This is a genomic window from Marivivens niveibacter (assembly GCF_002150005.2).
Classification (GTDB): Bacteria; Pseudomonadota; Alphaproteobacteria; order Rhodobacterales; family Rhodobacteraceae; genus Marivivens; species Marivivens niveibacter.
On sequence record NZ_MSPP01000002.1, the window covers coordinates 515,928 to 542,731 of the forward strand.

Annotated in this window: 31 protein-coding genes; 14 read left to right on the forward strand and 17 right to left on the reverse strand. The window is 55.3% G+C overall.

Going from position 1 to position 26,804, the window contains the following annotated elements; all coding sequences use genetic code 11:
* Positions 1 to 183: 183 nt before the first annotated feature.
* The gene (locus BVC71_RS08430) at positions 184 to 963 is read right to left on the reverse strand and encodes a hypothetical protein (RefSeq protein WP_086451185.1); all 780 of its coding nucleotides are present in this window, start codon (positions 961 to 963) and stop codon (positions 184 to 186) included.
* 256 nt (positions 964 to 1,219) lie between these two features.
* On the opposite strand from BVC71_RS08430, the gene rsfS reads away from it, so the two are divergent.
* The 6 genes from rsfS to BVC71_RS08460 are packed head-to-tail and all read left to right on the forward strand — an operon-like array spanning position 1,220 to position 4,924.
* Positions 1,220 to 1,582 (forward strand): ribosome silencing factor, encoded by a 363-nt coding sequence (rsfS, locus tag BVC71_RS08435; RefSeq protein WP_086451291.1) that lies wholly within the window; start codon positions 1,220 to 1,222, stop codon positions 1,580 to 1,582.
* The gene (gene rlmH / locus BVC71_RS08440) at positions 1,582 to 2,052 is read left to right on the forward strand and encodes a 23S rRNA (pseudouridine(1915)-N(3))-methyltransferase RlmH (RefSeq protein ID WP_086451186.1); all 471 of its coding nucleotides are present in this window, start codon (positions 1,582 to 1,584) and stop codon (positions 2,050 to 2,052) included. Before rsfS ends, rlmH begins: the two co-directional genes overlap by 1 nt.
* Before the next feature lie 39 nt (positions 2,053 to 2,091).
* Complete coding sequence (locus BVC71_RS08445) at positions 2,092 to 3,018, forward strand: AEC family transporter (RefSeq protein ID WP_086451187.1); 927 nt, start codon at positions 2,092 to 2,094, stop codon at positions 3,016 to 3,018.
* A gap of 12 nt (positions 3,019 to 3,030) precedes the next feature.
* Entirely contained in the window at positions 3,031 to 3,858 is an 828-nt protein-coding gene (fghA, locus tag BVC71_RS08450; protein WP_086451188.1) for an S-formylglutathione hydrolase, read from the forward strand.
* On the forward strand, positions 3,855 to 4,304 hold the full coding sequence (locus BVC71_RS08455) for a YaiI/YqxD family protein (RefSeq protein ID WP_086451189.1): 450 nt from the start codon (positions 3,855 to 3,857) through the stop codon (positions 4,302 to 4,304). Before fghA ends, BVC71_RS08455 begins: the two co-directional genes overlap by 4 nt.
* Entirely contained in the window at positions 4,304 to 4,924 is a 621-nt protein-coding gene (locus tag BVC71_RS08460) for an HAD family hydrolase (RefSeq protein WP_086451190.1), read from the forward strand. The genes BVC71_RS08455 and BVC71_RS08460 overlap by 1 nt, the downstream gene beginning before the upstream one ends.
* On the opposite strand, the gene BVC71_RS08465 is transcribed toward BVC71_RS08460, so the two are convergent.
* On the reverse strand, positions 4,921 to 6,150 hold the full coding sequence (locus BVC71_RS08465; RefSeq protein ID WP_086451191.1) for an MFS transporter: 1,230 nt from the start codon (positions 6,148 to 6,150) through the stop codon (positions 4,921 to 4,923). The two genes, BVC71_RS08460 and BVC71_RS08465, sit on opposite strands and share 4 nt — an antisense overlap.
* Positions 6,151 to 6,287: 137 nt before the next feature.
* Here BVC71_RS08465 and zapE point away from each other — a divergent pair, with 137 nt between their 5' ends.
* Complete coding sequence (zapE, locus tag BVC71_RS08470; protein WP_086451192.1) at positions 6,288 to 7,358, forward strand: cell division protein ZapE; 1,071 nt, start codon at positions 6,288 to 6,290, stop codon at positions 7,356 to 7,358.
* A 33-nt stretch (positions 7,359 to 7,391) separates the two neighbouring features.
* Here zapE and BVC71_RS08475 read toward each other — a convergent pair whose 3' ends face one another.
* The 4 genes from BVC71_RS08475 to accD all read right to left on the reverse strand — a co-directional run bounded on the left by BVC71_RS08475 (position 7,392) and on the right by accD (position 11,573).
* Entirely contained in the window at positions 7,392 to 8,270 is an 879-nt protein-coding gene (locus tag BVC71_RS08475; protein WP_086451193.1) for a LysM peptidoglycan-binding domain-containing protein, read from the reverse strand.
* 18 nt (positions 8,271 to 8,288) lie between these two features.
* Positions 8,289 to 8,927: a rhodanese-like domain-containing protein gene (locus BVC71_RS08480; protein WP_086451194.1), complete on the reverse strand. Its 639-nt coding sequence runs from the start codon at positions 8,925 to 8,927 to the stop codon at positions 8,289 to 8,291.
* A 406-nt stretch (positions 8,928 to 9,333) separates the two neighbouring features.
* Positions 9,334 to 10,602 (reverse strand): bifunctional folylpolyglutamate synthase/dihydrofolate synthase, encoded by a 1,269-nt coding sequence (locus BVC71_RS08485; protein WP_086451195.1) that lies wholly within the window; start codon positions 10,600 to 10,602, stop codon positions 9,334 to 9,336.
* Between the two features lie 32 nt (positions 10,603 to 10,634).
* A complete protein-coding gene (gene accD / locus BVC71_RS08490) occupies positions 10,635 to 11,573 on the reverse strand; it encodes an acetyl-CoA carboxylase, carboxyltransferase subunit beta (protein ID WP_086451196.1) in 939 nt (312 codons plus the stop codon).
* A 213-nt stretch (positions 11,574 to 11,786) separates the two neighbouring features.
* Between accD and BVC71_RS08495 the strand changes: the two genes are divergently transcribed.
* From BVC71_RS08495 to BVC71_RS08510, 4 genes are all read left to right on the forward strand, one after another.
* Entirely contained in the window at positions 11,787 to 12,545 is a 759-nt protein-coding gene (locus BVC71_RS08495; RefSeq protein ID WP_086451197.1) for a DUF6478 family protein, read from the forward strand.
* A 10-nt stretch (positions 12,546 to 12,555) separates the two neighbouring features.
* On the forward strand, positions 12,556 to 12,915 hold the full coding sequence (locus BVC71_RS08500) for a hypothetical protein (protein WP_338036468.1): 360 nt from the start codon (positions 12,556 to 12,558) through the stop codon (positions 12,913 to 12,915).
* Between the two features lie 70 nt (positions 12,916 to 12,985).
* Positions 12,986 to 15,007 (forward strand): NADPH-dependent 2,4-dienoyl-CoA reductase, encoded by a 2,022-nt coding sequence (locus BVC71_RS08505; RefSeq protein WP_086451199.1) that lies wholly within the window; start codon positions 12,986 to 12,988, stop codon positions 15,005 to 15,007.
* A 132-nt stretch (positions 15,008 to 15,139) separates the two neighbouring features.
* The gene (locus BVC71_RS08510; RefSeq protein WP_086451200.1) at positions 15,140 to 16,045 is read left to right on the forward strand and encodes a LysR family transcriptional regulator; all 906 of its coding nucleotides are present in this window, start codon (positions 15,140 to 15,142) and stop codon (positions 16,043 to 16,045) included.
* Positions 16,046 to 16,197: 152 nt separating this feature from the next.
* Here BVC71_RS08510 and BVC71_RS08515 read toward each other — a convergent pair whose 3' ends face one another.
* The 3 genes from BVC71_RS08515 to BVC71_RS08525 all read right to left on the reverse strand — a co-directional run bounded on the left by BVC71_RS08515 (position 16,198) and on the right by BVC71_RS08525 (position 18,585).
* Entirely contained in the window at positions 16,198 to 17,046 is an 849-nt protein-coding gene (locus BVC71_RS08515) for an OmpA family protein (RefSeq protein ID WP_086451201.1), read from the reverse strand.
* 106 nt (positions 17,047 to 17,152) lie between these two features.
* Positions 17,153 to 17,866 carry a GNAT family N-acetyltransferase gene (locus BVC71_RS08520; RefSeq protein ID WP_086451202.1) on the reverse strand — a complete coding sequence of 238 codons (714 nt, stop codon included), beginning with the start codon at positions 17,864 to 17,866 and terminating at the stop codon, positions 17,153 to 17,155.
* Positions 17,863 to 18,585, reverse strand: a complete 723-nt coding sequence (locus tag BVC71_RS08525; RefSeq protein ID WP_086451203.1) for a competence/damage-inducible protein A — start codon at positions 18,583 to 18,585, stop codon at positions 17,863 to 17,865. Before BVC71_RS08525 ends, BVC71_RS08520 begins: the two co-directional genes overlap by 4 nt.
* A 41-nt stretch (positions 18,586 to 18,626) precedes the next feature.
* On the opposite strand from BVC71_RS08525, the gene sfsA reads away from it, so the two are divergent.
* Positions 18,627 to 19,337, forward strand: coding sequence for a DNA/RNA nuclease SfsA (gene sfsA / locus BVC71_RS08530; RefSeq protein ID WP_086451204.1), 711 nt, complete (start codon positions 18,627 to 18,629; stop codon positions 19,335 to 19,337).
* A 60-nt stretch (positions 19,338 to 19,397) separates the two neighbouring features.
* Complete coding sequence (gene map / locus BVC71_RS08535; RefSeq protein ID WP_086451205.1) at positions 19,398 to 20,210, forward strand: type I methionyl aminopeptidase; 813 nt, start codon at positions 19,398 to 19,400, stop codon at positions 20,208 to 20,210.
* A gap of 27 nt (positions 20,211 to 20,237) precedes the next feature.
* Here the strand turns inward: map and BVC71_RS08540 are convergent, their stop codons facing one another.
* Genes BVC71_RS08540 through BVC71_RS08550 form a run of 3 tightly spaced genes read right to left on the reverse strand, consistent with a single transcriptional unit; the run spans position 20,238 to position 22,647 of the window.
* Positions 20,238 to 20,879, reverse strand: a complete 642-nt coding sequence (locus BVC71_RS08540) for an HAD family hydrolase (protein ID WP_165767747.1) — start codon at positions 20,877 to 20,879, stop codon at positions 20,238 to 20,240.
* Positions 20,876 to 21,436: a 16S rRNA (guanine(966)-N(2))-methyltransferase RsmD gene (rsmD, locus tag BVC71_RS08545; RefSeq protein WP_086451207.1), complete on the reverse strand. Its 561-nt coding sequence runs from the start codon at positions 21,434 to 21,436 to the stop codon at positions 20,876 to 20,878. Before rsmD ends, BVC71_RS08540 begins: the two co-directional genes overlap by 4 nt.
* Complete coding sequence (locus tag BVC71_RS08550) at positions 21,433 to 22,647, reverse strand: NAD(P)/FAD-dependent oxidoreductase (protein ID WP_086451208.1); 1,215 nt, start codon at positions 22,645 to 22,647, stop codon at positions 21,433 to 21,435. Before BVC71_RS08550 ends, rsmD begins: the two co-directional genes overlap by 4 nt.
* Positions 22,648 to 22,733: 86 nt before the next feature.
* On the opposite strand from BVC71_RS08550, the gene BVC71_RS08555 reads away from it, so the two are divergent.
* Positions 22,734 to 23,222, forward strand: coding sequence for a peroxiredoxin (locus BVC71_RS08555; protein ID WP_086451209.1), 489 nt, complete (start codon positions 22,734 to 22,736; stop codon positions 23,220 to 23,222).
* Positions 23,223 to 23,259: 37 nt separating this feature from the next.
* Here BVC71_RS08555 and BVC71_RS08560 read toward each other — a convergent pair whose 3' ends face one another.
* The 5 genes from BVC71_RS08560 to BVC71_RS08580 are packed head-to-tail and all read right to left on the reverse strand — an operon-like array spanning position 23,260 to position 26,785.
* Entirely contained in the window at positions 23,260 to 24,105 is an 846-nt protein-coding gene (locus BVC71_RS08560) for a mechanosensitive ion channel family protein (RefSeq protein ID WP_086451210.1), read from the reverse strand.
* A complete protein-coding gene (locus BVC71_RS08565) occupies positions 24,105 to 24,371 on the reverse strand; it encodes a 4a-hydroxytetrahydrobiopterin dehydratase (RefSeq protein WP_086451211.1) in 267 nt (88 codons plus the stop codon). Before BVC71_RS08565 ends, BVC71_RS08560 begins: the two co-directional genes overlap by 1 nt.
* Positions 24,371 to 25,543: a GNAT family N-acetyltransferase gene (locus tag BVC71_RS08570; RefSeq protein ID WP_086451212.1), complete on the reverse strand. Its 1,173-nt coding sequence runs from the start codon at positions 25,541 to 25,543 to the stop codon at positions 24,371 to 24,373. The genes BVC71_RS08565 and BVC71_RS08570 overlap by 1 nt, the downstream gene beginning before the upstream one ends.
* 31 nt (positions 25,544 to 25,574) lie before the next feature.
* A complete protein-coding gene (locus tag BVC71_RS08575) occupies positions 25,575 to 26,324 on the reverse strand; it encodes a glycerophosphodiester phosphodiesterase family protein (protein ID WP_086451213.1) in 750 nt (249 codons plus the stop codon).
* Positions 26,324 to 26,785 (reverse strand): RidA family protein, encoded by a 462-nt coding sequence (locus BVC71_RS08580; RefSeq protein ID WP_086451214.1) that lies wholly within the window; start codon positions 26,783 to 26,785, stop codon positions 26,324 to 26,326. The genes BVC71_RS08575 and BVC71_RS08580 overlap by 1 nt, the downstream gene beginning before the upstream one ends.
* Positions 26,786 to 26,804 lie beyond the last annotated feature (19 nt).

A 26,804-nucleotide genomic window follows, 5' to 3' on the forward strand; every position in this document is an offset into this window, starting at 1 on the left:
CGCACGCATGGGCGCCCCGCAGGACATTACAGTCGAGCGAGGATCGAGCGGGTTTCGCCGTAAAACCGTTCACGCAGACGCGCGCGGTCATCCATGTCAAAAATGCGGATCATGGCGGTCACATACGCCTTTCGCCCGAGTCTATCAAGTCAGCAGTGTTGACGTGGCGAGCACTTTGTCGCCTTAGCCAGTTATGATGAAGTCCGAAGCCCTTATGCCGATACCGTTTAGGCCAGCATTCCGAACGGCGTCTTCGATCGCGGCATCATCAACAGCTGCGTCGGTGTCCCGTAGGATGAAATTGAGTTCGGTGGTTTCAAATTCATACGGGTTGCCAAAGCCTGCGATGAAAACGGGCGTAAGGTCAAAAGACCCGCCCAGATCGGTGATCTCGGCACCGTCTGCATCGTAGGCAGTATAGGCGGCGATTCCGTAGATCACCGCACCTGTCGTGCCGTCGGGCAATTGCGCGGCGGTCGCAGAGTAGGTCACCCCGCGTAGATCGACATCGGGAATTTCGGTGCCAGCAACCTCAGGATGCCAGTTTACTTCGATCAGGATACGGTCGCCTTCGTCATAGTCATAATCGCGAATGATAGTCAGATCGGCGCCTTCTGCGATTTGGGCGTAGGTACCATAGGGATCTTGGTCTGGATCGTCATAGGCGACATCGGTTTCCACATCGAAGTCAGATTCGTTTTCCTCATCAATCCAGAAAACATCCGCGCCGTCACCGCCGTAAAGCTCTGCTTCACTATCGTCCGTCTGAAGGATGTCATCCTCGTCGGTTCCAAAGATGGCATTTGTCAGATCAGAATCAGTTTCGGCGTCGACGCCCGCTGTTTCAGTGTCTTCGGGTACGGTGTCGGCGTCGTCATCTTTCGCCGAGCCGTCCATCCAGTCAAACAATTCGGCTAAGCCCCAGGCCGATAGCGCGGCTGGTAAGGCAAAAAATAATAACATCAACACACCACAAAATCGAAAATCTATACAGAAAGTTTACGGATGATGGCGTGTTTAAATCAACTCAAAAGTGTGCTGCTCCTACGCATGCACCTAGCGTCGCGGCATACATTGGGCGATTGGTTGAAGATACCACCGTTCGGTGCTACTCTTTTCTTAGCCTAGTGCCGTGGCTGTTGGACGGTGCGCAACCCCGGAGGACAATGAACTGTCTTTCAATTCAGAGGCAGCAAGCGCTGCCAACGTGGAGCCATTGATGACGGCCCAGCAGAATGTAACGAGCGAGGATATCCTCGCACTTGTTCTCTCTTCCCTTGATGATGACAAAGCTGAAGACGTTGTAGAGATTCCTCTGCGCGGAAAAACCGAGGTCGCTGACTATATGGTCATCGCGTCGGGTCGTTCCACACGTCAGGTTGCGGCTATCTCTGAAAAGCTGGTTGAGCGACTGAAGGAAAAATTCGGCATCCTGTGCAAAGTCGAAGGCGCCGAAATCGGTGACTGGGTACTGGTCGATGCTGCCGATATTCTGGTGCATGTTTTCCGTCCCGAGGTTCGCGAGTTCTACAATCTGGAGAAAATGTGGCTGCCTACGGGCGCTACTGCTGCGGATAACTAATGCGCGTGCACATTGTCGCGGTGGGCCGCCTGCGGGCGGGCCCCGAACGCGACCTTATCGATGACTACCTAAAACGCTTTGATCGCACGGGGCGGGCTTTGGCCCTTGGCCCCGCGAATATCATTGAGGTCGAAGACAAAAAGAACGCCGGCATGGGGGCAGAGGCCGCCCTGCTGGACAAAGCGATCCCCAATGGGGCGCTGATCTGCATCATGGATGAACGCGGCAAGGTGATGACATCGCCCCAGTTTGCCGACCAATTGGGCGGCTGGCGTGATCAGGGGCGGCAAGACGTTGCCTTTGTCATTGGGGGCGCTGATGGGCTGGATCCTGCGTTCCGTGCCCGCGCAGATGCGGGACTGTCGTTCGGGAAAATGGTCTGGCCGCATATGTTGGTGCGGGTGATGCTATCGGAACAACTGTACCGCGCATCATCGATTTTAGCTGGTTCACCATATCATCGCGCATGAACGCTTTTACATGATTAAATCGCGTGCTAGCGATTTGGCATGTTAGCGATATTTTTAGAAACACTTCCTTTTTTCATGTTGATCGGGCTGGGCTACGGCTCTGGCCGAACTGGTTTTTTCACGCCAGAGGCAACCGCCTATCTGTCGCGGTTCGTTTTCTATTTCGCCCTATCGGCGATGCTGATCCGATTTTCGGCGAACCTGTCGATTGATGAATTGATCAACTGGCCCTTTATGGGGGCCTATTTGTTCGGATCTTTGGTGATTTGGGGACTGGTGATGGCTGTGGCCCTGATCCGCAAAGCATCCATCGCCGAAGCGGCAACCGAAAGCCATGTCAGCATCACAGGCAATACAGGGTTTCTAGGTATCCCGATGCTGTCGATGTTGCTGGGCGCGGCGGCAATTGGGCCGATTATGATGATTTTGGTCGTCGACCTGATCTTTTTCATGACGCTATTTGTTGTGCTGGTGCTGGCCAGCCGGGACGGGCGGTTGCGGTTGTCTGCGTTCAAAATTGTCGCGCGCGGATTGGCGACGAACCCTATGATTATGTCGATCATCACGGGCGTTCTGATTTCGGCGTCGGGCATGCATATTCCAGACCCGATCAATGATTTTCTGGAAATTTTGGGATCGGCTGCAACCCCTGGGGCGCTGTTTGCCATTGGTGCATCTTTGGCCGTCAAATCGGCAGAACGGGTTTACGTGGCGGGATGGCTGACATTTGCCAAACTGGTGCTGCACCCCGCTGCCGTTGCTGTGACGGCTTATGTCGTGTTCCGCATTGATCCATATGCTGCGATGGTTATGGTCGCTTCTGCGGCGCTGCCTGTTGCGGGCAATGTGTATATCATCGCGCAACATTACGGGGCTGCGCCAGCGCGGGTATCTGCATCGATTTTGATATCAACCGTGCTAAGTATTTTTACGCTGTCCGCAGTGATCGCGCTCGTTCAGTTTTGATTGGAGGATAACATGGAAACCATTTCAGAAAGCCGCTGTTACGGCGGCGTTCAGGGCGTTTACAAACACGCATCTGACGCGACGGGCACCGATATGACCTTTGGCCTGTTCCTACCAGAAGAGGCCGAACACGCGCCCGTTCCGGTTCTATGGTTTCTGGCGGGCCTGACCTGCACCCATGAAAACGCGATGGTCAAAGCGGGCGCTCAGGTTTGGGCGGCTGAACATGGTATCGCGCTGGCATTCCCCGACACGTCCCCACGCGGCGAAGGCGTGGCCAATGATGACGCCTATGACATGGGCCAAGGCGCAGGTTTTTATGTGAATGCGACCCAGAAACCATGGGCACCGCATTTCAACATGTTCGACTATGTGACCAGCGAACTGCCGAAAATCATCACCAACAACTTTGCCGTGGACGAAGAACGCCAATCCATCACCGGCCATTCGATGGGCGGACATGGCGCGCTGACATTAGCGATGAACGTGCCGCAATATCGGTCGGTTTCGGCGTTTTCGCCTATTTGTAACCCGACCGCTGGTGATTGGGGCCGTCCGCAGTTCACCAATTATCTGGGCAGCGATGAAACCACGTGGGAACGCCACGATGCGACGCTCATGATGCGTAATGTTGGACTGGATATTCCGCTGCTGGTGGATACGGGCGCAAATGACCAATACGCTGATTACCTGATGACCGAAAACCTATGGGCCGCTGTTGCCGAACGCCGCAAGGCCGCAACCCTGCGTCTGCAACCGGGCTATGACCATAGCTATTTCTTTGTGTCTTCGTTCCTCGAAGATCACGTCGCATTCCATGCAGAGGCGCTCTACGCGTGATTTATGTGGATGCGGACGCCTGTCCGGTAAAGGCAGAGGTTGAACGGGTCGGCACCCGCCATGGGATGCGTATGTTCGTCGTGTCCAACGGCGGGCTGCGCCCTTCGCAAAACCCGCTGGTCGAAAACGTCATCGTCCCCGAAGGCTCAGATGTCGCAGACATGTGGATCGCGGACCGCGCCACCGCTGGCGATGTGGTGATCACGGGCGATATCCCTTTGGCTGCGAAATGCATTGAATCTGGCGCCCGCGTCCTAAAACACAACGGCGAAGCCCTGACCGAAGCCAACATCGGCAACGTTTTGGCGACCCGCGACCTGATGGCGGATTTGCGGTCAGCCGACTCATTCCGTCAGGGCGGCGGAAAACCGTTCTCCAAAGCAGACAGATCGCGATTTCTGGACGCATTGGAGCGCGAACTACAACGAATTAAACGAGGTTTATGATGAGCATCCAAGCCGTCATTTTCGACATCGGCAATGTGCTGATCGAATGGCAACCCGAACGCCTGTATGACAAAGTCATCGGAGAAGAGCGCCGTAAACAAATGTTCGCCGAGGTTGATCTACACGGCATGAACGATGGCGTTGACCGCGGTGAAAATTGGTTAGAGGCCGTCGAGGCGACCGCCGCGAAATACCCCCAATGGCATGATGAGATCATGATGTGGCACAGCCGCTGGGTCGAAATGGCATCGCCGGCGATTGATCATTCGGTGCGGTTGCTGCGTGCCTTGCGTGCGGCGGGCGTGCCCGTTTTCGCGCTGACCAACTTCGGCATTCAGACCTTTGAATTGGGCGAACGCGAATACCCGTTCCTAGAAGAATTCGATCGCCGCTATGTGTCGGGCCATATGGGTGTGATCAAACCAGAGGCGCGGATTTACGAAATGGTCGAACAGGATTGCGGCATCGCACCTAGCGGCCTGTTGTTCACCGATGACCGCGTCGACAATATCAAAGCCGCCGACGCGCGCGGCTGGCAGACGCATCTGTTCACAGATCCCCAAGGATGGGCCGATCGTCTGGTTTCCGAAGGTTTGCTATCGGAAACCGAAGCAGCCTAAGCCATTGCGGCGGGGCGATTTTCGCGGATGGGCAAATGTACCAGCGCCGAAAACGCCCCAACACCTACGCCGACCCACCAAACAGCGTCATAGCTGCCGTATAGGTCGTACAATTTCCCGCCCAGCCACACGCCCATAAAGCTGCCCAACTGGTGGCTAAAGAACACGATTCCATAGAGCGTGCCCATGTAACGCAGCCCGTATAGATGCGCGACCAACCCTGAAGTCAGCGGGACCGTGGCCAACCATAGCGAACCCATCAGGACCGAAAACACGATCACAGTTGCCGGCGTCATCGGCGTCAGGATGAACCACGCCGCAATGATGGTGCGGCCCGCGTAAACGCCCGCAAGCAGGTATTTTTTGCTGTACCGTTTGCCCAGATATCCTGCCGCCAATGTCCCTACGATATTGGCCAGCCCGATCAGCGAAATCGCCACAGCGCCCAAGGCGGATGTGGTGTTCACGCCGACCGAAGACAGAATGCCGCCCGCCATGATTGGGCCGCAGACCTCGGCCACAAAGGCGGGGAAATGCGCGGTGATGAATGCCAACTGGTATCCGCAGGAAAAGAACCCCAAGAAGATCATGGTATAGGACGGATCCTTGAACGCGCGGGTCAGGATAGCGCCCATGGATTCCTCTAGCTCGACCTTGGATGCGGCTTGGGGTGCGCGCATGAACGGCAGCAGCAATAGGGTGCCTAGAATAGCGGCGGCAAACCACAGGAACACGACCTGCCACGACATGATTTGCAGCATCGCCTCGGCTATTGGGGCGCCAATGACCTGACCGGCGGACCCTGCGGCGGTTGCAATCGCTAGGCTCATCGATCGGTTTTCATCGCTGCTGGCGCGGCCAACAACAGCCAGAATAACGCCAAAACCTGTGCCCGCGATGCCGAAACCGACCAAAACTTCGTACAGTTGGTGCTGAATTGGCAGGGTCGCACCCGCCGACAGCATCAGACCAACCGCATACACCACCGCGCCCATGATGATCGCTTTGCGGTCCCCGATTTTTTCGGCAATTGCGCCAAAAATCGGCTGACCAAATCCCCAAGCAAGGTTCTGGATCGCAATCGCCAAACTAAAGTCAGCGCGCAGCCACCCGTTTTCAGTCGCAATAGGAATCTGAAAAACACCAAAGGACGCGCGAATGGCAAAGCTGATCATGATGATCAGGCAGCCAGTAATCAGGACGGGTGTGAAAATTGATTGTTTCATGCCGCACAGCTTTGTCTGCTGCGATGTGATGCGTCAATGTGCAAACCGATGGGCGATAATTCAAATTCGTGATTGCAGATATTCGGTTTCCCTATGACCCGCTTTCTTTTGTTTTACAGCAGGGGTATGTCCCGAACATGACCACAGTGATCGAAGCATACCGCCAAGGCGTCGCCGAAGGCCGATTGAAACCCGACCCAGCGCAGGAAACCGTGTTGGATGCGCTGGAACGTGTGCGCCACGGTTTGGCTCAGCCCCCTGTGAAAAAGGGTCTGTTCCGCAAAGCGACCTACGAACCTGTCAAAGGTCTGTATCTGTGGGGCGGTGTCGGACGCGGGAAATCCATGTTGATGGATTTGGTTTATTCGATGGTGGATGTTCCGAAACGGCGCGAACATTTTCACGCGTTCATGCAGTGGGTGCATAATGAACTTGCCAAAGCGCGGGCAGATGGCGTCGAAGACGCGATTGGTCCTGTGGCTGAAAACCTAGCCAAAGACGTGCGGTTTTTAGCGTTCGATGAAATGCAGATCACAGACATCACCGACGCGATGCTGGTGGGGCGGTTGTTTGAAAAACTGTTCGATGCGGGCGTGACGATTGTGACCACGTCGAACCGCGTGCCTGATGATCTATATAAAAATGGTCTGAACCGTCAGCTGTTTTTACCATTTATCGCACTGGTCAAGGATCGCATGGAAATCCGCGAACTGGTTAGTGACACAGACCATCGTCAGGGGCGTTTGCAGGACACGAAACGGTATTTCACGCCGTTGAACGCTGAAAACCGCGCGGCTGTGCGGGCAATCTGGGACGATTTTGCGGGCGATCAGGGGCACCCTTTGGTGCTGCGGGTCAAAAAACGTGATGTGACGCTGCCTGGGTTCTGCAATGGCGTGGCGCGGGCAACGTTTTTCGATTTGTGCGGTAAAATGTTGGGCGCGGGGGACTATCTGGCAATCGCCGAAGCCGTCCGCGTTCTAATCATCGAAGAAATTCCCGCCCTAAGCCGTAGCAATTTCAACGAAGCCAAACGTTTCGTGACGCTGATAGACGCATTGTACGAAGCAAAGGTCGAAGTCATCTGTTCGGCTGCCTCTGAACCTGAAACGCTGTACCTCGAAGGCGAAGGGGTATTTGAATTCGAACGCACGGCCAGCCGATTGCGTGAAATGCAGGACGCGAATTGGGGCAAAGAGCCAAAGTGATAAAAAAAGGCGGGGAAATCCCCGCCTTTCGTTCTATGGAATGACCAATCGCTGTCCTGCCTGAATTCGGTCAGGGGATGACAGGATTTGGCGGTTCGCCTCGAAAATGCGCGGGAAAAATTCGACAGAGCCGTAGAATTTGACCGCGATCGACCCAAGGCTATCCCCAGCGGCAACCGTATAGAATTTGTACTGTTCGGTTTCGCCTGCGCGCTGAACAACGCGGACCTCTACGCCGTCGGCAGCGCCTAGTGGCGTTGTTGGTGCGGCAGGTGCCTGTCCAGTTGTCATGGTCGTGGCCTGCTGCACGATCGAGGCAAGCAGCGTTGATGTATCAACACGTCCATCAGAGGTGACAAGCATCGCGGGAACGCTGACGTCGCCAGCTTGGGCGGCTTCGTTCAATAACGCATCGATATAGGCGTCGTTTTGGCCTTCTTGTAGGGCTTTGGCGACAAGAGATTGCAGGCTGTTGGATTCGGCCTGTTGTGGGGCGGGTTGACCTGTGATGGCGCGAATGCCGGCCAAAGCGCCTGCAGTCATATCCATCATTTTATCGTCGCCGGTCGTCGATGTAGGCGTTGGCGCAGGGGCACCAGTTGCCAACCCCAGCGCGGCCAAAACGCCCGCAGTGGTATCGGAAATACTGCTGTCGTCAGTTTTGATTGCGGGCTCTGGCTGAACAGCGCCACCTGTGGCCGCCAAAATGCGCGACGCTGCACTAACGGCGACGCCGTCAGATGTGTTTTGCCCAGCGATGGCAGGGGCCAAAGTGGGCGACGTGACGGTTTGTGACTGTGTGCGCGTCACGTCGGTTTGAGCAGGATCGTCGTTATTACCGGCAGGTGCAAAAACGATGGCGGCACAAACGACGACGGCGGTGGCAAAAAAGGCAAGTACAATACGGATCATAGGAACTCCTGCGAGAAATCAGCCGCCATTGGCCGGTGTTACGGTGGTTAGCCCCAACAGAAGCCAATTTTGCATTCCGCCACGATAGTAAAAAAGCCGATCAGCGGGATAACCCGCGTCTAGCAGACCATCAATCGCGCGCTTTGATTGCCCGCACCAAGGTCCGTTGCAGTACAGCATGAGATCATACACGTTCGAAAAATCCAGACCGTCACCACTATCGGTGGCGCCAAGCGCACGCATGATATCATCGCGATAGGGGTTGTCAGACTCGAGCGCGTTAAACGGTACGTTCACAGCGCCAGGAATTGCGCCATTGTTGTAAAAGTCGGGTACACGGGAATCGATTAGCAAACCGGTGCCGCTGGAGACACGAGTTTGGAGGAAATCGAGTACCTCTAGCTCGCCAACGGTATCAACGCCGGGCGCAACCGTCATAGGTTGAATGCAAAACGGCGGGCAGGCACGAGATGTTTTCGTGAAATCACCTGTCAGCTGATTTTCGGTGTCTTGAATGCGGGCCACGGTAAAGTTTTGACCGTTTATGGAAAAAGACACTTGCGGCAGGTCTTGGGTGATAGAAACGGTTTGGGCCTGAGCGGATATCGTTTGGGTAAAAATGAAAATGGCAGAGAAAACTGCCGAAAAACGCAACATATAATGTCCCCCGTCTGCGCTGCTACTTTATCTATCCAAACCCGCTGGCAGGCGGGGCTGAAACCATAGCTTTGCCCATATGTAGTAGAATCAGCCGAATCAAGTCAAACCCAGAGGCGAATGTGATTCGCGCTATGTGTCGAATTTTCGAGATCTGCTGAAACTGTTGGCTAAAACAGAAAGACGAGCCCAGATTGGCCCGCCTCCCCGCCCTGCCTGGACGTTGTGTCATGGGGCGCAGAGCGCCGAATGACGAATTCTGCACTGAATCTAACTGCGCGGGTGATTCGCGGTCAAGTGTGCTGATTCGTTCAGAAGGATAGAATGGGCGTTGATGCTGTTAAAATGTGCAGCAAGCTGCGTTTCTTTGGTCTCGCGCCTTGGGGCGCTCGGGTTTGGTGCGGGTTTATCCGTTTGACCGTAAGATGTGACCGGCCAGATAAAGCGAGCCGCAGATAAGGATGCGTGCAGCAGGATCTGACTGCGCGATTTTTTCAACGGCTTTGGTGACCGATGCAGCGGTTGTTGCGTCTGTAAATCCGGCGCTTTGGGCGGCGGCGGACAAATCATCAGCATCAAAGCTGTTTGGCTCGTTCGGGATGGTGACACATTGGATCGACTGAGCAGCGGTGGTCAGTGGGCGCATATAGCCGCTGACATCTTTGGTGTTGATCATACCGCAGATCAGGTGAGTCGGGCGCGCCGGGAGTGATGACAGGGTTGCCGCAACTGCAGAGCCGCCAGCGGGGTTATGTCCGCCGTCCAGCCATAGTTCGCAAGTCCCAGCAGCATCGACCAAGGGGCCGGTTTTGAGGCGCTGCATTCTGGCGGGCCATTCGGCACGGGTAACTGCGCCTTCGTACGCGGTTTCCGACATTTTTAAGTGGCGCAGCGCAGTTAGGGCGGCGCCTGCGTTTTGGATCTGGTGATCGCCGGGCAGGTTTGGACGCGGCAAATCCAGCAGGCCGTTGTCGTCCTGATAGGTCATGCGGCCATGTTCGGTGCCGACGTGCCAGTGTTGACCATAGGCCATAATCGGCGCGCCCAGTTTCATGGCGGTGCGTTCGATCACGTCCATCGCTTCGTCTTGTTGAGGGCCGACGATGACGGGAACGCCGCGTTTGATGATGCCTGCCTTTTCGCCAGCGATGGCGGCTAGGGTATTGCCAAGGAATTGTTCGTGATCGATCGAAACGGGTGTGATGATCGTCAGTTCAGGTTTGGCGACAACGTTTGTGGCGTCGAGGCGACCGCCCAGCCCGACCTCTAGCAATGTATAATCGGCAGGGGTCCGCGCCATCGCCAAAATCGCCGCGCAGGTCGTGATTTCGAAATAGGTGATCGGTTCGCCGCCGTTCGCCTTTTCGCACTCTTCGAGCGTGGCCATCAGCGCGGGTTCGGAAATCAGTTCACCAGCCAGACGGATGCGTTCGTGAAAACGGGCCAGATGCGGCGACGTATAGGCGTGCACCTTTTTGCCGTCGGCCTCTAACCCTGCGCGGATCATGGCCTGGGTCGACCCTTTTCCGTTTGTGCCCGCGATGTGGATCACGGGTGGCAGGTCGTTTTGTGGATTTCCCAGAGCGTCCAAAAGACGCCAAACACGATCAAGTACCAGATCGATGACCTTTGGGTGTAGGGTCATCAATCGTTCTAGAATTACGTCCGACGTCATATTGGTATCCGTTTGCCGCAGGGGGCTATGAATTATTCAGCGTCTGCCTTGGAGGCTTCGTCAGCTTCTGGTGTGTCGGTCTGGTCTTCAACAGGTGCAGGCACTTCGGCTGGGGCGATTGCCTCCATACCGGTGAGCATGCGGATGATGTTTGCCAGTTCGTTTTTCATTTCGCCGCGCGGGGTCACGCGGTCCAGCATACCGTGGTCCAGCAGATATTCAGCACGTTGGAAACCTTCGGGCAGTTTTTCGCGGATGGTCTGTTCGATCACGCGAGGGCCAGCGAAACAGATCAGCGCGTTTGGTTCTGCGATCTGAACGTCACCTAGCATCGCGTAGGACGCCGTTACGCCGCCTGTGGTTGGGTGGGTCAGAACGACGATGTATGGCAGGCCTGCCTCTTTCAGCATGTCGACTGCAATGGTGGTGCGCGGCATTTGCATCAGGGACAGAATGCCCTCTTGCATGCGGGCGCCGCCAGCGGCCGAAAACAGAACCAGTGGGCGTTTCAATTCGATCGCGCGTTCAGCTGCCGCGATAATCGCGTTGCCGACGAACATGGACATGGAACCGCCCATAAAGCTGAAATCCTGCGCCGCAGCCACAATCGGGGTGCCGTGAATATCGCCTTCGGCAACCAGCATCGCCTCTTTTTCGCCGGTGTTTTTCTGCGCGGCTTTCATGCGGTCAGTATATTTTTTCTGATCGCGGAATTTCAGAGGGTCCTCGATCGGGGTTGGGACTTTGACCTCTTTGAATTGGCCGTCATCAAACAACGCAGCAAAGCGCTCACGTGGCGTGATCGCCATGTGATGCCCGCAGTTCGTGCAGACGTTCAGGTTTTCAGCAAATTCGCGGTGGAACAGCATCGTTCCGCATTCACCACATTTCGTCCATAGATTTTCAGGCACCTCGCGGCGGGAAAACAGCGAATTGATGGTTGGGCGGACGTAGTTGGTAATCCAGTTCATATCACGTGCCTTTGTTCCTAGTTGGTCACGGAAATAAGCGCCCTTTGATTGAATTGCAATCGACGTAGGGTCAGTTGTCGCAAACTTCGGGCTGTGACTTGGGGGGAACTTGTTGCAAACATTCCCAAAACCGCTGGTCAGTATCTTGACCTTTACCTGTCGCATGAGATTTTGTTGCCAATATCTGGACAATAGACAGGGCGTGTTTCTTTCATGCGGCTGACCGATAAAATCACGCAACGGCGGTTTTTGCGCCAATTGGATCGTATGGTGCGCGGCGCCCATCAGGCCACCACATCGACTTTGCGTGAGGAACGCGGAATGATTTCCAAACTACGGGCCAAATGCGCCGAGTTTGCCTATGTCGCAGATAGTCGTCTGGCGCTTCCGGCTATTGGATCGAATTTGTTCCCGACACCGCGCGGCACAGATTGGGCGTGGCGCCCTCAACTTTGGCGCGGGCCGTTGGCCACCAAGGGCCTTGCTGCAGCCCCGTCGAAATCGAAAATCGGTGATGAAGTCACCCTGTATCATGATTGCCGCGTTAGCGAATTGACGCTGCGCCAGCTGCGCAATACCCGAGAATCCGATTTGGCGCCTTTTGGTTTGCGGATGGACGTGTTCCAATTCGATGGGTCCTACCTAAGCCTAGCGATTGATCTGCCGCCAGAGGCCTGCGAAGGGCTGCGGATGAAACATCTGGTGCGGTGTGACCCGATTATTGAATTCGAAAAACCGCTGGAAATCTTTGCTCGTTTGAACATCAAACACGGTCCAAACGTCGAGCAGATCGTCCGCGAACTGCCCCTGACCCAAGATAACCAGATGATCGAATTCGACTTGGGCTATTCAAAGTTGAACGAAAAACGCATCGAAAAGGTCTGGGTGGATTTGATCCTAGAGGGTCCAGAAATGAATCAGGTGACCGTGCGCGACATCACCTTTAGCCGCTACCCACGCGCCGAACTGTAAAGGCATAAACATGATCACAGTGACCAAAACCCGTTTGTTCGAAGGTGTCTGGGAAGGCGTGTTGAAAACCGGATCGGACGTCGCGCCGCAAATCGTGGTGACCCATTTGGCGCGTGAAATTCACGATGTGTCGGTTGAAGCAGGCCCAGATGGATGGGTCGTACGTGTGGCCATTCCTGCAAATGTTCTGGCGGATGGGGTGCAGACCTTTGTGATTGCAGACAAAGAGTCGGGCGCAACGCTATCCAGTTTCTCGATTATCTGTGGCGATCCCGTCGCTGATGATTTGCGGGCCGAAATTGATTTGCTGCGGGCCGAACTGGACCTGTTGAAACAGGCCTTCCGCCGTCACTGTATTGAAACCATGTGATTTGACGCCGCGTTGCACGTGACGCGCACGTAAGACTTGGGCATGTTGCCTCTGAATGAGGGAGGCACGCATGACCAATTATCCGCACCTATTGGCCCCATTGGATCTGGGTTTTACCACGCTGAAAAACCGCGTGATCATGGGATCCATGCACACAGGCCTAGAAGAAACCAAAGATTGGAACCGCGTCGCTGAATTTTATGCGGCGCGTGCACGCGGCGGTGTTGGGCTCATGGTGACGGGCGGTATGGCTCCGAACAAAGAGGGTGGCGTTTTTCCTGGCGCGGCTGGTTTGTTCAATGATCAGGACATTGCAAACCACCGCGTTGTCACGGACCGCGTCCATGATGCAGGCGGCAAAATCGCGATGCAAATTTTGCACGCGGGCCGCTATGCATACAGCCCTGATTGCGTGTCTGCGTCCCCCGTCAAATCCCCTATTTCACCATTCCCGCCCAAAGAGTTGGACGAAGAGGGTATTGAAAAACAGATTGCCGATTTCGTGACCGCTGCGGTTCGCGCCAAAGAGGCAGGCTACGATGGCGTCGAGGTGATGGGGTCCGAAGGGTATTTCATCAACCAGTTTCTGGTGCGGCACACCAACAAACGTACAGACCGCTGGGGTGGCGACTATGAAAACCGTATGCGCCTGCCTGTCGACATCGTCCGCCGAATCCGCGAAGCCGTAGGGCCAGATTTCATCATTATCTACCGACTGTCGATGATTGACTTGATCCCGAACGGATCAACCCATGCCGAAGTCGTTCAATTGGCCCAAGCCATCGAAGCGGCAGGTGCAAACATCCTGAATACCGGCATCGGCTGGCACGAAGCGCGCATTCCCACCATCGCAACCAGTGTACCGCGCCGCGCCTTTGCGTGGGTCACGCAAAAGATGATGGGCAAAGTGTCGATCCCGATCGTGACTTCAAACCGTATTAATACCCCCGAAGTCGCCGACCAAGTCTTGGCCGAAGGTTGTGCAGATCTGGTCAGCATGGCGCGACCGTTCCTTGCCGATCCTGATTTCGTGAAAAAAGCCGCTAATGGGCAATCGGGTATGATTGCACCGTGTATCGCTTGTAATCAGGCCTGTTTGGATCACACCTTTAGCGGCAAACTGACGTCTTGTTTGGTGAACCCACGTGCCTGCCACGAAACTGAATTGCTGATTGAACCTGCCGCGACCGCAAAAAAGGTCGCGGTTGTCGGTGCAGGGCCTGCCGGAATGTCGGCCGCGATTACGGCTGCAGATCGTGGTCATGATGTGACGTTGTTTGAACGCGGCGACGCGCTGGGCGGGCAGTTGAATTTGGCGAAACAAGTTCCGGGCAAAGAGGAATTCTGGGGCCTTGTTGATTGGTTCGCAGCCTCTGTCACTGCGGCAGGTGTTGATGTGCGCCTGAACACCCCGGCCACCGTCGATTCCTTGCAACATTTTGACGAGGTTATCATTGCAACTGGTGTTGTTCCACGTGATCCAGGGATTGAGGGGCAGGATGGCCCCAATGTGCTGTCGTATGTCGACGTGTTGAAAGGCGCGGACGTTGGCGCACGTGTGGCCGTGATTGGTGCAGGCGGCATCGGCTTTGATGTGTCTGAATATCTGGTCACCGGCGACAGCCCAACGACGAACCTGCCGGAATGGATGCGTGAATGGGGCGTTACCGATCCAGAAGAGGCCGTGAGCGGCCTTGCCCCTGAAGGCCCGCAGCCAGATGCGCCTGTGCGTCAGGTGACATTGCTGCAACGCAAGGCCGAAAAACCAGGACGACGGTTGGGTAAGACCACAGGCTGGATTCATCGTGCAGCATTGCAGATGAAAGGTGTGACCATGAAAGGCGGCGTGAACTATGAACGTATCACCGCCGAAGGTCTGCATGTGTCCATTGGCGAAGCTCGCGAAAATCCGACCTTGATTGAATGTGATACGATTGTTCTGTGTGCAGGCCAGCTGTCGGAACGCAGCCTGGCCGACGCGTTGATCGAAAATGGCGTATCCTGCCATGTGATCGGCGGCGCTAATGTAGCTGCAGAATTGGATGCAAAACGCGCAATTAATCAAGGTACGCGACTGGCGGCGACGCTCTGAATACCTTCCAGACCTATACATTTGGGCCGAGGTTTATCGACAAATAACGCGATATTGTCAGGTCATGGCCCAGATTGTGCCCGATTTGGCGACGATAGATGGTCCAACGATTAGGTATTTAAGGGTCTGGGTATGGATCGCCTTACAGAAATGGAAGCCTTTGCCACCGTGGTTGATCAGGGTGGATTTACAGATGCGGCAAAGAAAATGGGGATTTCAAAATCCGCCGTTTCCAAACATGTCTCCGCGCTAGAGGCTCGATTGGGGGCACGGTTGCTGAACCGCACGACGCGCCGTGTCAGCCCGACAGAAATCGGTTTGGCCTACTATGATCGCGCTCGTCGCGTGTTGAATGACGCAGGCGAAGCCGACGCTTTGGTCACGTCTATGCAGTCTGCGCCGTCTGGATTGCTGCGTATTTCGGTTGCAACCGATTTCGGCGTAAACCACTTGTCACCGGTGCTGGGCGAATTCCTACAAGAGTTCCCAGATATCACCGTCAATATGGTGCTGAACAACCGCTATGTTGAACTGATTTCCGAAGGCTTTGACATGGCGATCCGTATCGGAGAGCTGGAAGACAGCACCCTACGCGCCCGCAAGCTGACAGAAACCACGCGCCGCATGATTGCATCGCCTGAATATTTCGAAAAATATGGGCGTCCGCAGAAAATTGATGATCTAAATGATCACAAACTGCTGCACTATTCGAACCAAGCCAATTCGGCCGTATGGAAAATCATCGCGCCAAGTGGCGAAAAACGTCAGGTGCGCACAGCCGGATGGTTGACCGTAAATGATGGTCAGTCGTTGCTGAACGCTTGTATTTCGGGCCTAGGTATCGCCTATTTGCCGTCGTTCCTATACGCCGATGCGATGAAACAAGGTCTGGTCGAAGAAGCCATTCCAGACCTTCCGATGGAAACTCAAGGGATCTATGCCGTTTACCCCCCAGGCCGGTTTACCCAGCCCAAGGTGCGCGCGTTCATCGATTTTCTGGTTCATGCCTACGCGGAAAAAGGTCCCGAGAACTGGTGATCTAGCACACATGATCTGACGGCGTCTAAGGGCACTCCTTGGGCGCCGTATTTGCTTCTTGAACGGGCATTTCAGCGCTTCGAAGCTGATAAAAGTTCTAGCCACAGAGTTGCTTCTGCCTTGCAATCAAAACAGGCAGTGTTCAACCGCGGTTAGTCTTCACCGATAGAGGTTAGGACAGCTTCGACTCGGCGGTTTTTATCGCGGCCTTCAGCTGTCAGATTGCTGACCAGCGGAGACATGTAGCCCATACCGGCTGCCTCCAGTTGGCTAGAATCTACCCCGTAATCATTGATCAGCGTATCTACAACGGCCTGAGCGCGGGCGCGGGATAGATCAATGTTAGCCTGCAAAGATCCAGAGCTATCGGTGTGGCCTACGATTGCGATTTGATAGTAGGGGTTGGCGACCAAAAAGGCAGCAAGTTCGGCCAAACTATCTGCACCAGCCGTTGCCAGATTGCTAGAACCGCTTTCAAAAGATAGCCCCGTGAGGACAACATGCCCTGCGGTTTGAAGCGCGCTGGGGATAGAGGTGTCAATTAGCGCCGTAGGGTTGGCTACCGTGATGGTTGGATTAATCAGCGCTTCGTTCGCCCCGATGTGAATGATCTGCACGAAACCCGACGCTTTGGTTTTGCTGACGAAAATGACAATGGTTTCGCCCGCTTTTTCAGCTGCTAAATATCTAAAATCATTCAAATCGACTTGCATGTCGGGATTGTTTTTCAGATCGACATTGTATCTAAAATCAAACCCGCCACACACGTCGGTGCGGCATTCAAAAATAACGTCAAAACCATCGTTTGCGAGCTGCTGCCGCAATGGCGCATAGATTTGCAAAGTTGTTAGATCTGCATTGGAAATGCGCCAGACTTGTTGCGTGACGTCGCCGTCGCGGGTGTCCAAATCGATGTGGTCGGTGTCCCACGGTGCGATCGGAAAACTATAAGAGCTGGCAATATCTGTGGTGCGCAGCGACACTATCGCACTGGCGGGCATGTCCAGACTCTGAGCCGTCGAACAAACCGGCCAAAGCACCCAAAAACCAACCAATAACTGCCGAATGTCGATCAAAAGCGATATAACCCGTTACGTTCTTTCAGTTTTATGAACTGCGATAATGGTAATGCCCTACAACATCAAACCCTAACGAAGTGTACAATGCGTTAGCGGCCACGTTTGCATTGGTTACAACCAAAGAAATATGCGTGGCTTTATGCGCTTTGGCCCAGAATGCCATGCGGCGCAGGATGCGGATTGCCACGCCCTTGCGGCGGCAATCAGGGGATACCTCTAGAGCATGAACCATGGCGATTTGGTCGCTGATGGAAACAAACCCGGTGCCTGCCGGAATATCGCCGATACGGCCCATAATCGAAGTTTTAGGGCCTTTGGTCCGCTCCATCACGTTGATCCGAGCATTATCAATTCCGCCCGCCGCCCAAATTTCACGTTGGATCGCCACAGGCGGCCATATGTCGTAAATTTCTGTACTATACGTCCACTCGGTCGCGATGCGGTCAATGGGCGCAGCGTATAGCGTAACGGGATCTTTTACCCGATACCCGCTCTGTCCCAAAATGTCGTCCAGATCGGACTGGCCATCACGGATCATGAAAATCGGCGTTTGGCCTAGTTCGCGCATCTTTGCGGCGGCGATATCTATGCCGTTTTCATCCGCAGGGCCCGTTGCACAGGAAACACGACTGCCGCCACCAGCGCCTTCGCGCACAGTGAACGCGCCAACCTGATGTTTGGCGAATGGCGCCCAAGTGGCATCAATGACATCATATAGCTGCGCAACAGTTGGGTTTGTCATGCAGAAAATAGCGCAGTCAGTTTTACAATAGCTTCGTCGACCATTGCACCGTCTGTGCCGCGAATGACGATATTGGATCCATAAGCCCCGTTTTGGGTAAACGGGTAAGACCCGATTGATAGATCAGGATAGGCCTCAGCCAATTCTGCCAGAGGTCCCGCAATGTCACCTTCGCCTCGTTCGATACGCAGGCTTTGGGACAGTAGTGGTGCGCCGCCGGTGAGTGTTGGTAACACGGTTGCAACCATCGCTTGGAATACAGATGGCACTCCGGCCATGACGTGTACGTTTTGAATGGAAAAACCGGGGGCAATTGACACTGGATTTTCAATCAGCGTTGCACTGTCGGGAATGCGGGCCATGCGTTGACGGGCTTCGTTAAATTCTTGGTCGCGGCTGTCATAATGCGCCTTTAGTAGGGCATAGGCGTCATCACGCACATCGATATGATCGTTAAACGCCGCAGCAACGCAATCGGCGGTGATATCGTCATGGGTCGGGCCAATTCCGCCTGACGTGAACACATGGTCATAGGCCGCGCTGAGTGCCTGAACAGCACCAACAATGGCATCGCGATCATCTGACACAATCCGCGTTTCTTTCAGATCGATGCCTGCCGCCGTCAGCTTTCCGGCCAGATAATACATGTTTCCCTCGCGGGTGCGGCCCGACAGGATCTCATCCCCGATAATCAAAATTGCGGCGGTTGGGTTTGGCATCGGCTTCTCCATCATTACAAGAAACGGTATAGGTCTGTGCTATGCAGTTTTCCACTCCGTTAATGCCCGCCCGCCTTATCCGCCGCTACAAACGGTTTCTGGCCGATTGCCGGCTAGAGGACGGAACAGAAATCACCGCCCATTGCCCCAATCCGGGCAGCATGATGGGGCTGGCCGATCCAGATATGAAAATCTGGCTGGAACCGAATGACGATCCGAAAAAGAAACTTAAATACGGCTGGCGATTGGTGGACCATGAAAACGGCCACTATACGGGCGTAGATACCGCCGTTCCGAACCGCGCCTTGAAACAGGCGCTGCTGGCACGCGAAATCCCTTCGCTCGCGGATTATCCGATTATTAAGCCCGAGGTAAAATACGGTGAAAACAGCCGCGTCGATTTTCACCTGTCCGGCGGCAACCGCCCCGACCTGTGGATCGAGGTGAAATCGGTCACCCTTATGCGCCAAAACGGCGTTGCCGAATTCCCTGACAGTGTCACGGCACGCGGGGCGAAACATATGGGGGAATTGGCCGCTATGTCGCGTGCCGGCGATGATGCGATGGTGCTGTTTTTGGTTCAGCGCACGGATTGCGCGCGCGTCGCCCCTGCCGCTGACATCGACCCGAAATACGCCGCGGCTCTGCGCGATGCGGTCGCCGACGGGGTGCGCGTTATGGCGCTGGGCACCCGCATTTCACCCAAAGGCGTCGAAATCGGCGATGAAATCCCTTTCGACATTGGTATCTGAGGTCTGGCCCTTTTGCCTCATCGGCCTTACATAGGGCCTGATAACGAACGGAGTGGTACATTGAACGAAGATCTGCGTGGTCGCCTGACCAAAGACGGTATTCGCATCTACGAAGACGCTGACTTTGCCGGAATGCGCAAAGCAGGCCAAGTCGCTGCGCAAATTCTGGATGACATCATCCCGTTCATCCAAACCGGCGCGACTACGGGCGAAATCGACGCAAAGATCACCGAAATGGTGACCGAAAGCGGATCAACCTCGGCCACGATCGGTTACAAAGGATATCAGCACGCCAGCTGTATCAGCGTGAACCACGTTGTCTGCCACGGCATTCCTGGCGATAAAAAGCTGAAAGAGGGCGACATCCTGAACATCGACGTCACCGTGATTGTTGATGGATGGTTCGGCGACACCAGCCGCATGTATGTCGCTGGTAAACTACCGCGCAAAGCGGAACGCCTGATCCAAGTTACCCATGATTCCCTGATGCTGGGGATCGAGGCTGCGAAACCAGGTAACACCTTTGGTGATATCGGCAACGCAATCCAGACCTATGTGGAATCTAACCGCATGTCGGTGGTCCGCGATTTCTGTGGTCACGGTCTGGGCCGCGTGTTCCACGCCGCGCCGAACGTTCTGCACTATGGCCGCGCGGGCACTGGCGCCACGCTAGAGGAAGGCATGTTCTTTACCATCGAACCGATGGTGAACCTTGGCCGTCCAGAAACCAAAGTTTTGGCCGATGATTGGACCGCAGTGACCCGCGATAAATCGCTGTCGGCGCAGTTTGAACATTCGATTGGGATCACCGCAGATGGGGCCGATATTTTCACCCTATCGCCGGGCGGTAAATTCCATCCGACATATCTGTAATAAATCGGGCCGCATCTGCGGCCCTTTTTATTTCACCAATTTCTGTTTCAGCTCTGCCATCGAATAAATGATGTCTACGCCCAGCGGTTTCAGCACACTGTCTGGGCTGTGTTCGCTGTAGCCATAGAATTGCGTTCCAGCTGCCTGTGCGGCACCAGCGCCAGCCGTGCTGTCATCAATCATCACAGTATGTTCGGGGCGTGCACCCGCCTGTTCCATCGCGGCTATCAACATTCCTGCCTGCGGTTTGGGTGCGTGGGTGTGGCCCGAATACATGCGGTCCTTTAGGCGATCAAACAGACCCGATGGGCCCAGCGTCACCTTCATTTTGTCGATCGCACCATTCGACGCAATCGCGATCGCGGTGCCCTGATTTTCTAGCGCATCAAACAGGTCGATCACGCCTTTGGACAATGGCGCGCCCTTTAGGACTTCGAACATGTCGGCGTAGACTTCATCGACCCAATTGTCGGGCAAATTTAGGTCGCGTGCCTCCTCTGATGCTTGAATGTCATGCAGGGTGCGGCCCATGAACAATTCATGCACGCCTTCGGGTTTCAGCGGCATGCCATAGCCCGACAGGTTGGCGGCGATTGCTTCGCATGTGGGGCCTTCGCTATCGACGATCACGCCGTCACAATCGAAAATTACCAAATCAGGTTTCATCATTCTTTTTCCAAAAACGTCACATGGGTGTCGCCGTATTTGCGCTGATCCAGCATTGCAAACCCTGCCGGAGCGATTTGCGGCGCGTTTTCTTCCCATACGATCAATGCGTTATCTGCGATCCAGCCGCCTGTGACTGCGGCCTCGATCGCTTTGGCGCCTAGGGTTTTTCCATAGGGCGGGTCCAAAAATATCAGGTCATAGCCGGCATCTGGGTTGGCCGCCAAGCGGGTCGCGTCACGCGCCACCAGCGTGGTTTCGCCCTTGCGCCGCGTTTTGGTGATGTTTTCACGGATCAATTTCTGCGCAACCCGTCCGTCATCGACAAAGGTGACGTGGGACGCGCCGCGCGACAGTGCCTCGAGTCCCAATGCGCCCGTTCCTGCGAATAGGTCCAGCACGCGGGCATCGGTGATCGGGTCGCCGAATTTGCCGCCCATCAGCACGTTAAACAGGCTTTCGCGTACGCGGTCGGTGGTGGGGCGCAGATGTGCGCCCACGTCGCCTTTGCCCACGGACGTTAATGCCAGCCCGCGATGATCGCCGCCGATGATCCTCAACGTAGTAGCGCCTTTAGGTCTGTGGCCTCATCGGTCAGATCGGCGGGGGCAGGGGATTTGCCAGCTTCGATCAATCGTTTGCCGACCATGTAATCGCGGGCAGCGTTCATGGCATCAACTGCGATCAGTTCGTCGCCTTTGAAATACCAATGGACGCGCGACAAAGGATCGTCGGAATAGCGTTTTACATGCACCGCATCATAGCCAATGTTTAGGCCTGCAATCTGCAATTTGACGTCATATTGGTCCGACCAAAACCATGGTTTGGGGGCGTAGCTGACGCCTTTGCCCAGCATATTGCGAGCCACAACATCCGCCTGATCAATGGCGTTGCCGACGCTTTCGATGCGGATGCGTTCGCCTTTAAACGTCAGGTTCGCACAGTCACCCGCCGCCCAAATATGCGGGGCCGAGGTTTGCCCATACACGTCCGTATCAATGCCGTTTGAACAGGTCAGGCCCGCAGCATCTGCCAGAACCGAGGCAGGCGAAATGCCGACGCCAACAATCACGAAATCCACGTCCAATTCGGTGCCATCGGTCAGCACAGCGCCCGTGACGGCATCGGTGCCTGTCAAGCGGGTCAGGCCGACGCCTTCGATGATTTTAACGCCGTGTGCAGCATGCAATTCGCGGAAATAGTCCGATGTTTCGGCGCAGGCGACACGTTGCAAAATGCGCGGTGCCATTTCGACCAGAGTCACATCGCAGCCCTTTTTCGCGGCGACGGCTGCGGCCTCTAGGCCGATGTATCCGCCGCCCACGACCAATAGTTTGCGGCCTTGGGTAAATTCGGGGGCCATCGTGTCGGCGTCTTTTAGATCGCGAACGGTATAGACGCGGTCCAGATCACCTCCGATCGCTGCGGGTAGGGTCCTTGGGTGCGATCCCGTGCAAATCGCCAATTCGTCGTAGGACAGTTCGCTGTCACCTTGCAGGGTGATGGTTTTCGCGGTGGGATCAATCGCTACAACGCGAGTGTCCAGCATCAGGTCGATGTTGTTTTCCGCGTACCATTCGGGCGCGCGTAGCAGCAGGCGGGATAGCTCCATTTCGCCCAGCATGTAGGCTTTGGACAATGGGGGGCGCTGATACGGATGAACGTTTTCGGCCCCGATTAGCGTGATTTTGCCGTCGAAACCTTCGGTCCGTAGGCGCGCGACCAGCGTTGCGCCGGCTTGTCCTGCCCCGATTACCACGAAATGTTTCATCTTAGCCCCCGATAGTTATGGCCTAGTTCGGGGCCGACCCTATATGTTCGAACAAACAGCGGCAATTGCGAACAGAGGAAAAGCAAATGACGATTTCAGTAGGTGATAAACTGCCAGACGCAACCCTATGCGTGATGGGCGCCGAAGGCCCGACCCAAGTCAAAATGTCCGAACTGACTGCAGGCAAAAAGGTTGTGATCTTTGGCTTGCCTGGTGCGTACACTGGCACTTGCACCACGGCGCATGTTCCCAGCTTTATCCGTACCAAAGACGATTTTGCCGCCAAAGGCGTGGATGCCGTTATCTGCGTGGCTGTGAACGATCCGTTCGTAATGGCAGAATGGGCAAAATCCACTGGCGGCGCTGACGCGGGTATCCATTTCCTAGCTGACGCAGGTTCCGAATTCACCAAAGCGGTCGGCATGGAATTCACCGCGCCGCCCGTTGGTTTCTATGATCGTTCCAAACGCTATGCGCTGTACGCCGAAGACGGCGAAGTCAAAGTGCTGCAGCTGGATGAAAATCCCGGCGTTTGTGACCTGTCGGGCGGTGAAAGCCTGCTAGAGGCAATCTGATAGCAAAACGGCGGGGCCATCACCCCGCCGTTTTGTTTTATGCGTTTTCGTTCAGAACCGTGCGTGTTGGGAACGGAATATCGATACCGTTCGCGTCCAGCGCCTCTTTGACTTTGCGTTTCATGTCGGCCTGATATTGGAAATAATCCGACGACTGCACCCAAACGCGGCACAGGAAATCCACCGAAAAATCACCCAAGTTGTTTACTTGCAGGAATGGCGCTGGGTCCGTCAGCGACCGTTCGTCCGCCATGATCGTGTCGCGGATCACCTGTTCGGCCAGTTTTAGATCAGCGCCATAGCCAACGCCGAATACCCATTCCGCGCGGCGGGTTTGGTTGATCGAATAGTTGGTGATGGTGTTGCCCCAAACTTCGGCGTTTGGAACGATGACCTGCACGTTCGACAGGTTCGCCAGTTCGGTATAGTTCAGCGAAATGTCTTTGACCGTGCCGGATACGCCGTTCACTTCGACGAAATCGCCGATTTTGATGGGGCGGAACATGATGATCATCACGCCTGCTGCCACGTTCGACAGCGTGCCCTGCAACGCCAAACCAATGGCCAAACCGGCGGCACCGATAACGGCGACGATCGACGTTGTCTGAATGCCGAATGTGTTCAGGACGAACAGACCGGCAAAGGCCAAGATCAGGTAGCGGGCGATATTGCCCAGAAAATTAAAAAGTGTCGGATCCAGATGACGGTTTTTCTGGCCGATGTTCGCGATACGGCGCTGCACCCAACCCGAGATGATGAACCCCAGAATGATGATCAGGATGACCGACAAAACGTCACCCAGTAGCGCGACCAGGAATTCCAGCGTCAAATAATCGCCGATCGTATTCCCGTTATAAATTTCAGTATTTAATAGTTGTTCCATTATGAACCTTGTATTTCATCCATTTTTTCAGCCAGCTTGACGTCCTTATCGGTCAATCCACCAGCGTCGTGCGTGGTGAGCGTCACCACGACCTTGCGATATATATTAGTCCACTCGGGGTGGTGGTTCCACTTTTCTGCCCAAATAGCTGACTGAGCCATGAAACCAAAGGCCTCGGGGAAGGTGGGGAATTCGAATGTTTTCGTGATTTTCGTGCCGTCGTCATTGGCGGTCCAACCACGAGACTTGAGCATGGTGATGTCCATCAGTCTTGCTCCTCTAGTTGAGTATGTTTGAAGGGGCCGTAAGCGGTCAAGATGTCGATTTCTTCGTCGACCATCTGGCGTTCTTGTTCCAGAAAATCCTGCACGGCGGTGCGGAACGACGGGTTGCCGATCCAATGCAGGGAATGGGTTTGGGCGGGCAAATACCCGCGGGCCAGTTTATGTTCGCCTTGAGCGCCGGCCTCGATCCTCAGGCCGTTTTCAATCGCGAAATCAATGGCTTGATAATAGCACAGTTCGAAATGCAGGCAGGGGTGATGTTCGGTGCAGCCCCAGTAACGGCCGAACAATGTATCGCGCCCGATGAAATTCAGCGCCCCCGCAATCGGGGTGCCATCGCGCACGGCAAGTGTCAGCAGCATATCATCGCGCATGGTATCATGGGCCAGATCGAAAAACGCGCGGGTCAAATAGGGCGTTCCCCATTTGCGTGCGCCTGTGTCCTGATAAAACTGCCAAAAATAATCCCAATGTTCGGGCGTGATCGCGTCGCCGGTCAGCTGTAGGATATCCCCGCCGAAAGATTGCGCCTGTTTGCGTTCCTTTCGGATCGCCTTGCGTTTGCGCGACGACAGGGCGTTTAGGAAATCTTCGAAACTGGCATAGCCCTGATTTTCCCAGTGAAACTGTTGGCTGGTGCGGTGTAGCAGCCCCAATTCGCGGCCCACAATCGCCTCAGCCTCGGTGCAGAATGTGACGTGGAGCGATGACACGCCCAACTCCGTAGCAAATTGTACAGCGCTTTGGGTTAGCGCCGTGATGCCTGTGGTTTCAAACCCCGCGCGGGTTAAAAAACGGCGGCCTGTGGCGGGGGTGAACGGAACGGCGATTTGCAGTTTCGGGTAATACTGCCCGCCCGCGCGTTCGTATGCGTGCGCCCAGCTGTGATCGAAAACATATTCGCCCTGACTGTGGGATTTGCCGTACATTGGCGCGACGGCGATAACCTGACCGTTTGATTTTGCGGTTAGATATCGCGGCTCCCATCCTGTGCGTGGGCCGACTGATCCGCTGTTTTCTAGCGTGGATAGAAACCGATAGGTCGTGAACGGATCGACGGCGCGGCCTCCATCTGGGTTCGCGCAGGCATCCCAATCTGTTCCGCCAATATCGGCGATGCTGGAATGCAGGGATATTTCGATCGCGTCGGTCATGCCCCGTATGGTGGAGGTGCGGGGCGAGCCGTCAAGCGGCGTAACCTTCGAAAGTGATGTTATCCGCGATTTCGCGGGCTTTTCTTTCGGCATCGGCCGTGCGGATGGTCCAGCACAGTATCTGCGCGCCATCTTTGCGCATATCGGCGACGCGGGGGGCGTTTAGCTGATCGTGCTGATGGCTGATGAAACAGGCGCCAGTGCGTGCGTAATCAGGAATATCGCGCAAGGTTTCGCGGATCCGCGCAGGAATGGTCGGCCAATCGTCCGCGTCGAAATTACAGGTCGTCAGCCCGCGCGGCACATTCGGGGATAGATCGGCCATGCGCGCGACGCTGTGGGGATTGAACGACATGACCGCGACGGGGCCTTTATATCCCGCCAAACAATCGGCGGTGGCCTGTTCCAGCGCCCCGTTGGTTGGGCCTAGAATGCCGCTTTGATCTTTAATCTCGATCAGCAGGGGAACGCGCCCTTCAATCATCGACAAAACCGTTTCCAATGTGGGGATCGTATCGGTTCCGTGGCGCAGCGGAATGGCGGAAAGTTCGGCGGCTGTGCGCGTGGCCAAAGGCCCCTTTTCATGGGTCAGGCGGGCCAGATCATAGTCATGAAAGACGATCGCCTGACCGTCTTTGGACAGTTGTAGGTCGATTTCGATGCCGTACCCCGCGTCCACTGCCGCCTGTACGGCAGAGGCACTGTTTTCTGGGCGACCAGCGGCGATGTCATGCAGGGCACGATGCGCGATGGGCCGCGCCAGAAAATCAGGATGCAGCATTATTCGATCTCGAAAATACCGTCGATTTCGACCGCAACGCCCAAAGGCAGCGCTGCAACGCCAACAGCCGAACGCGCATGGCGGCCTGCATCGCCCAGCGCCTCAACCAGAAAATCGGATGCGCCGTTGACGACCTTGGGTTGTTCGTAAAAATCAGGGGCCGAATTTACGAATGCGTTCAGTTTGATCACGCGTTTCAGGCGGGAAATGTCGCCGCCGCAGGCCGCTTTGACCTGTGAAAGCAGGGAAATCGCGCATTGTTTTGCGGCGATCGCGCCTTGTTCGGTGGACATATTTTCACCCAGACGTCCCAAGATCAGGCCGTCGTCATTCTGGGAAATTTGACCCGAGATATGCACCAAATTGCCGGTAATGGTGAAAGGTACATAGTTCGCGGCTGGCGCTGGGGCGTCGGGTAGGGTGACGCCTAGTTCGGCCAGTTTGGTTTCGATGTCGCTCATGTTGGCTCCGTCTATAGAT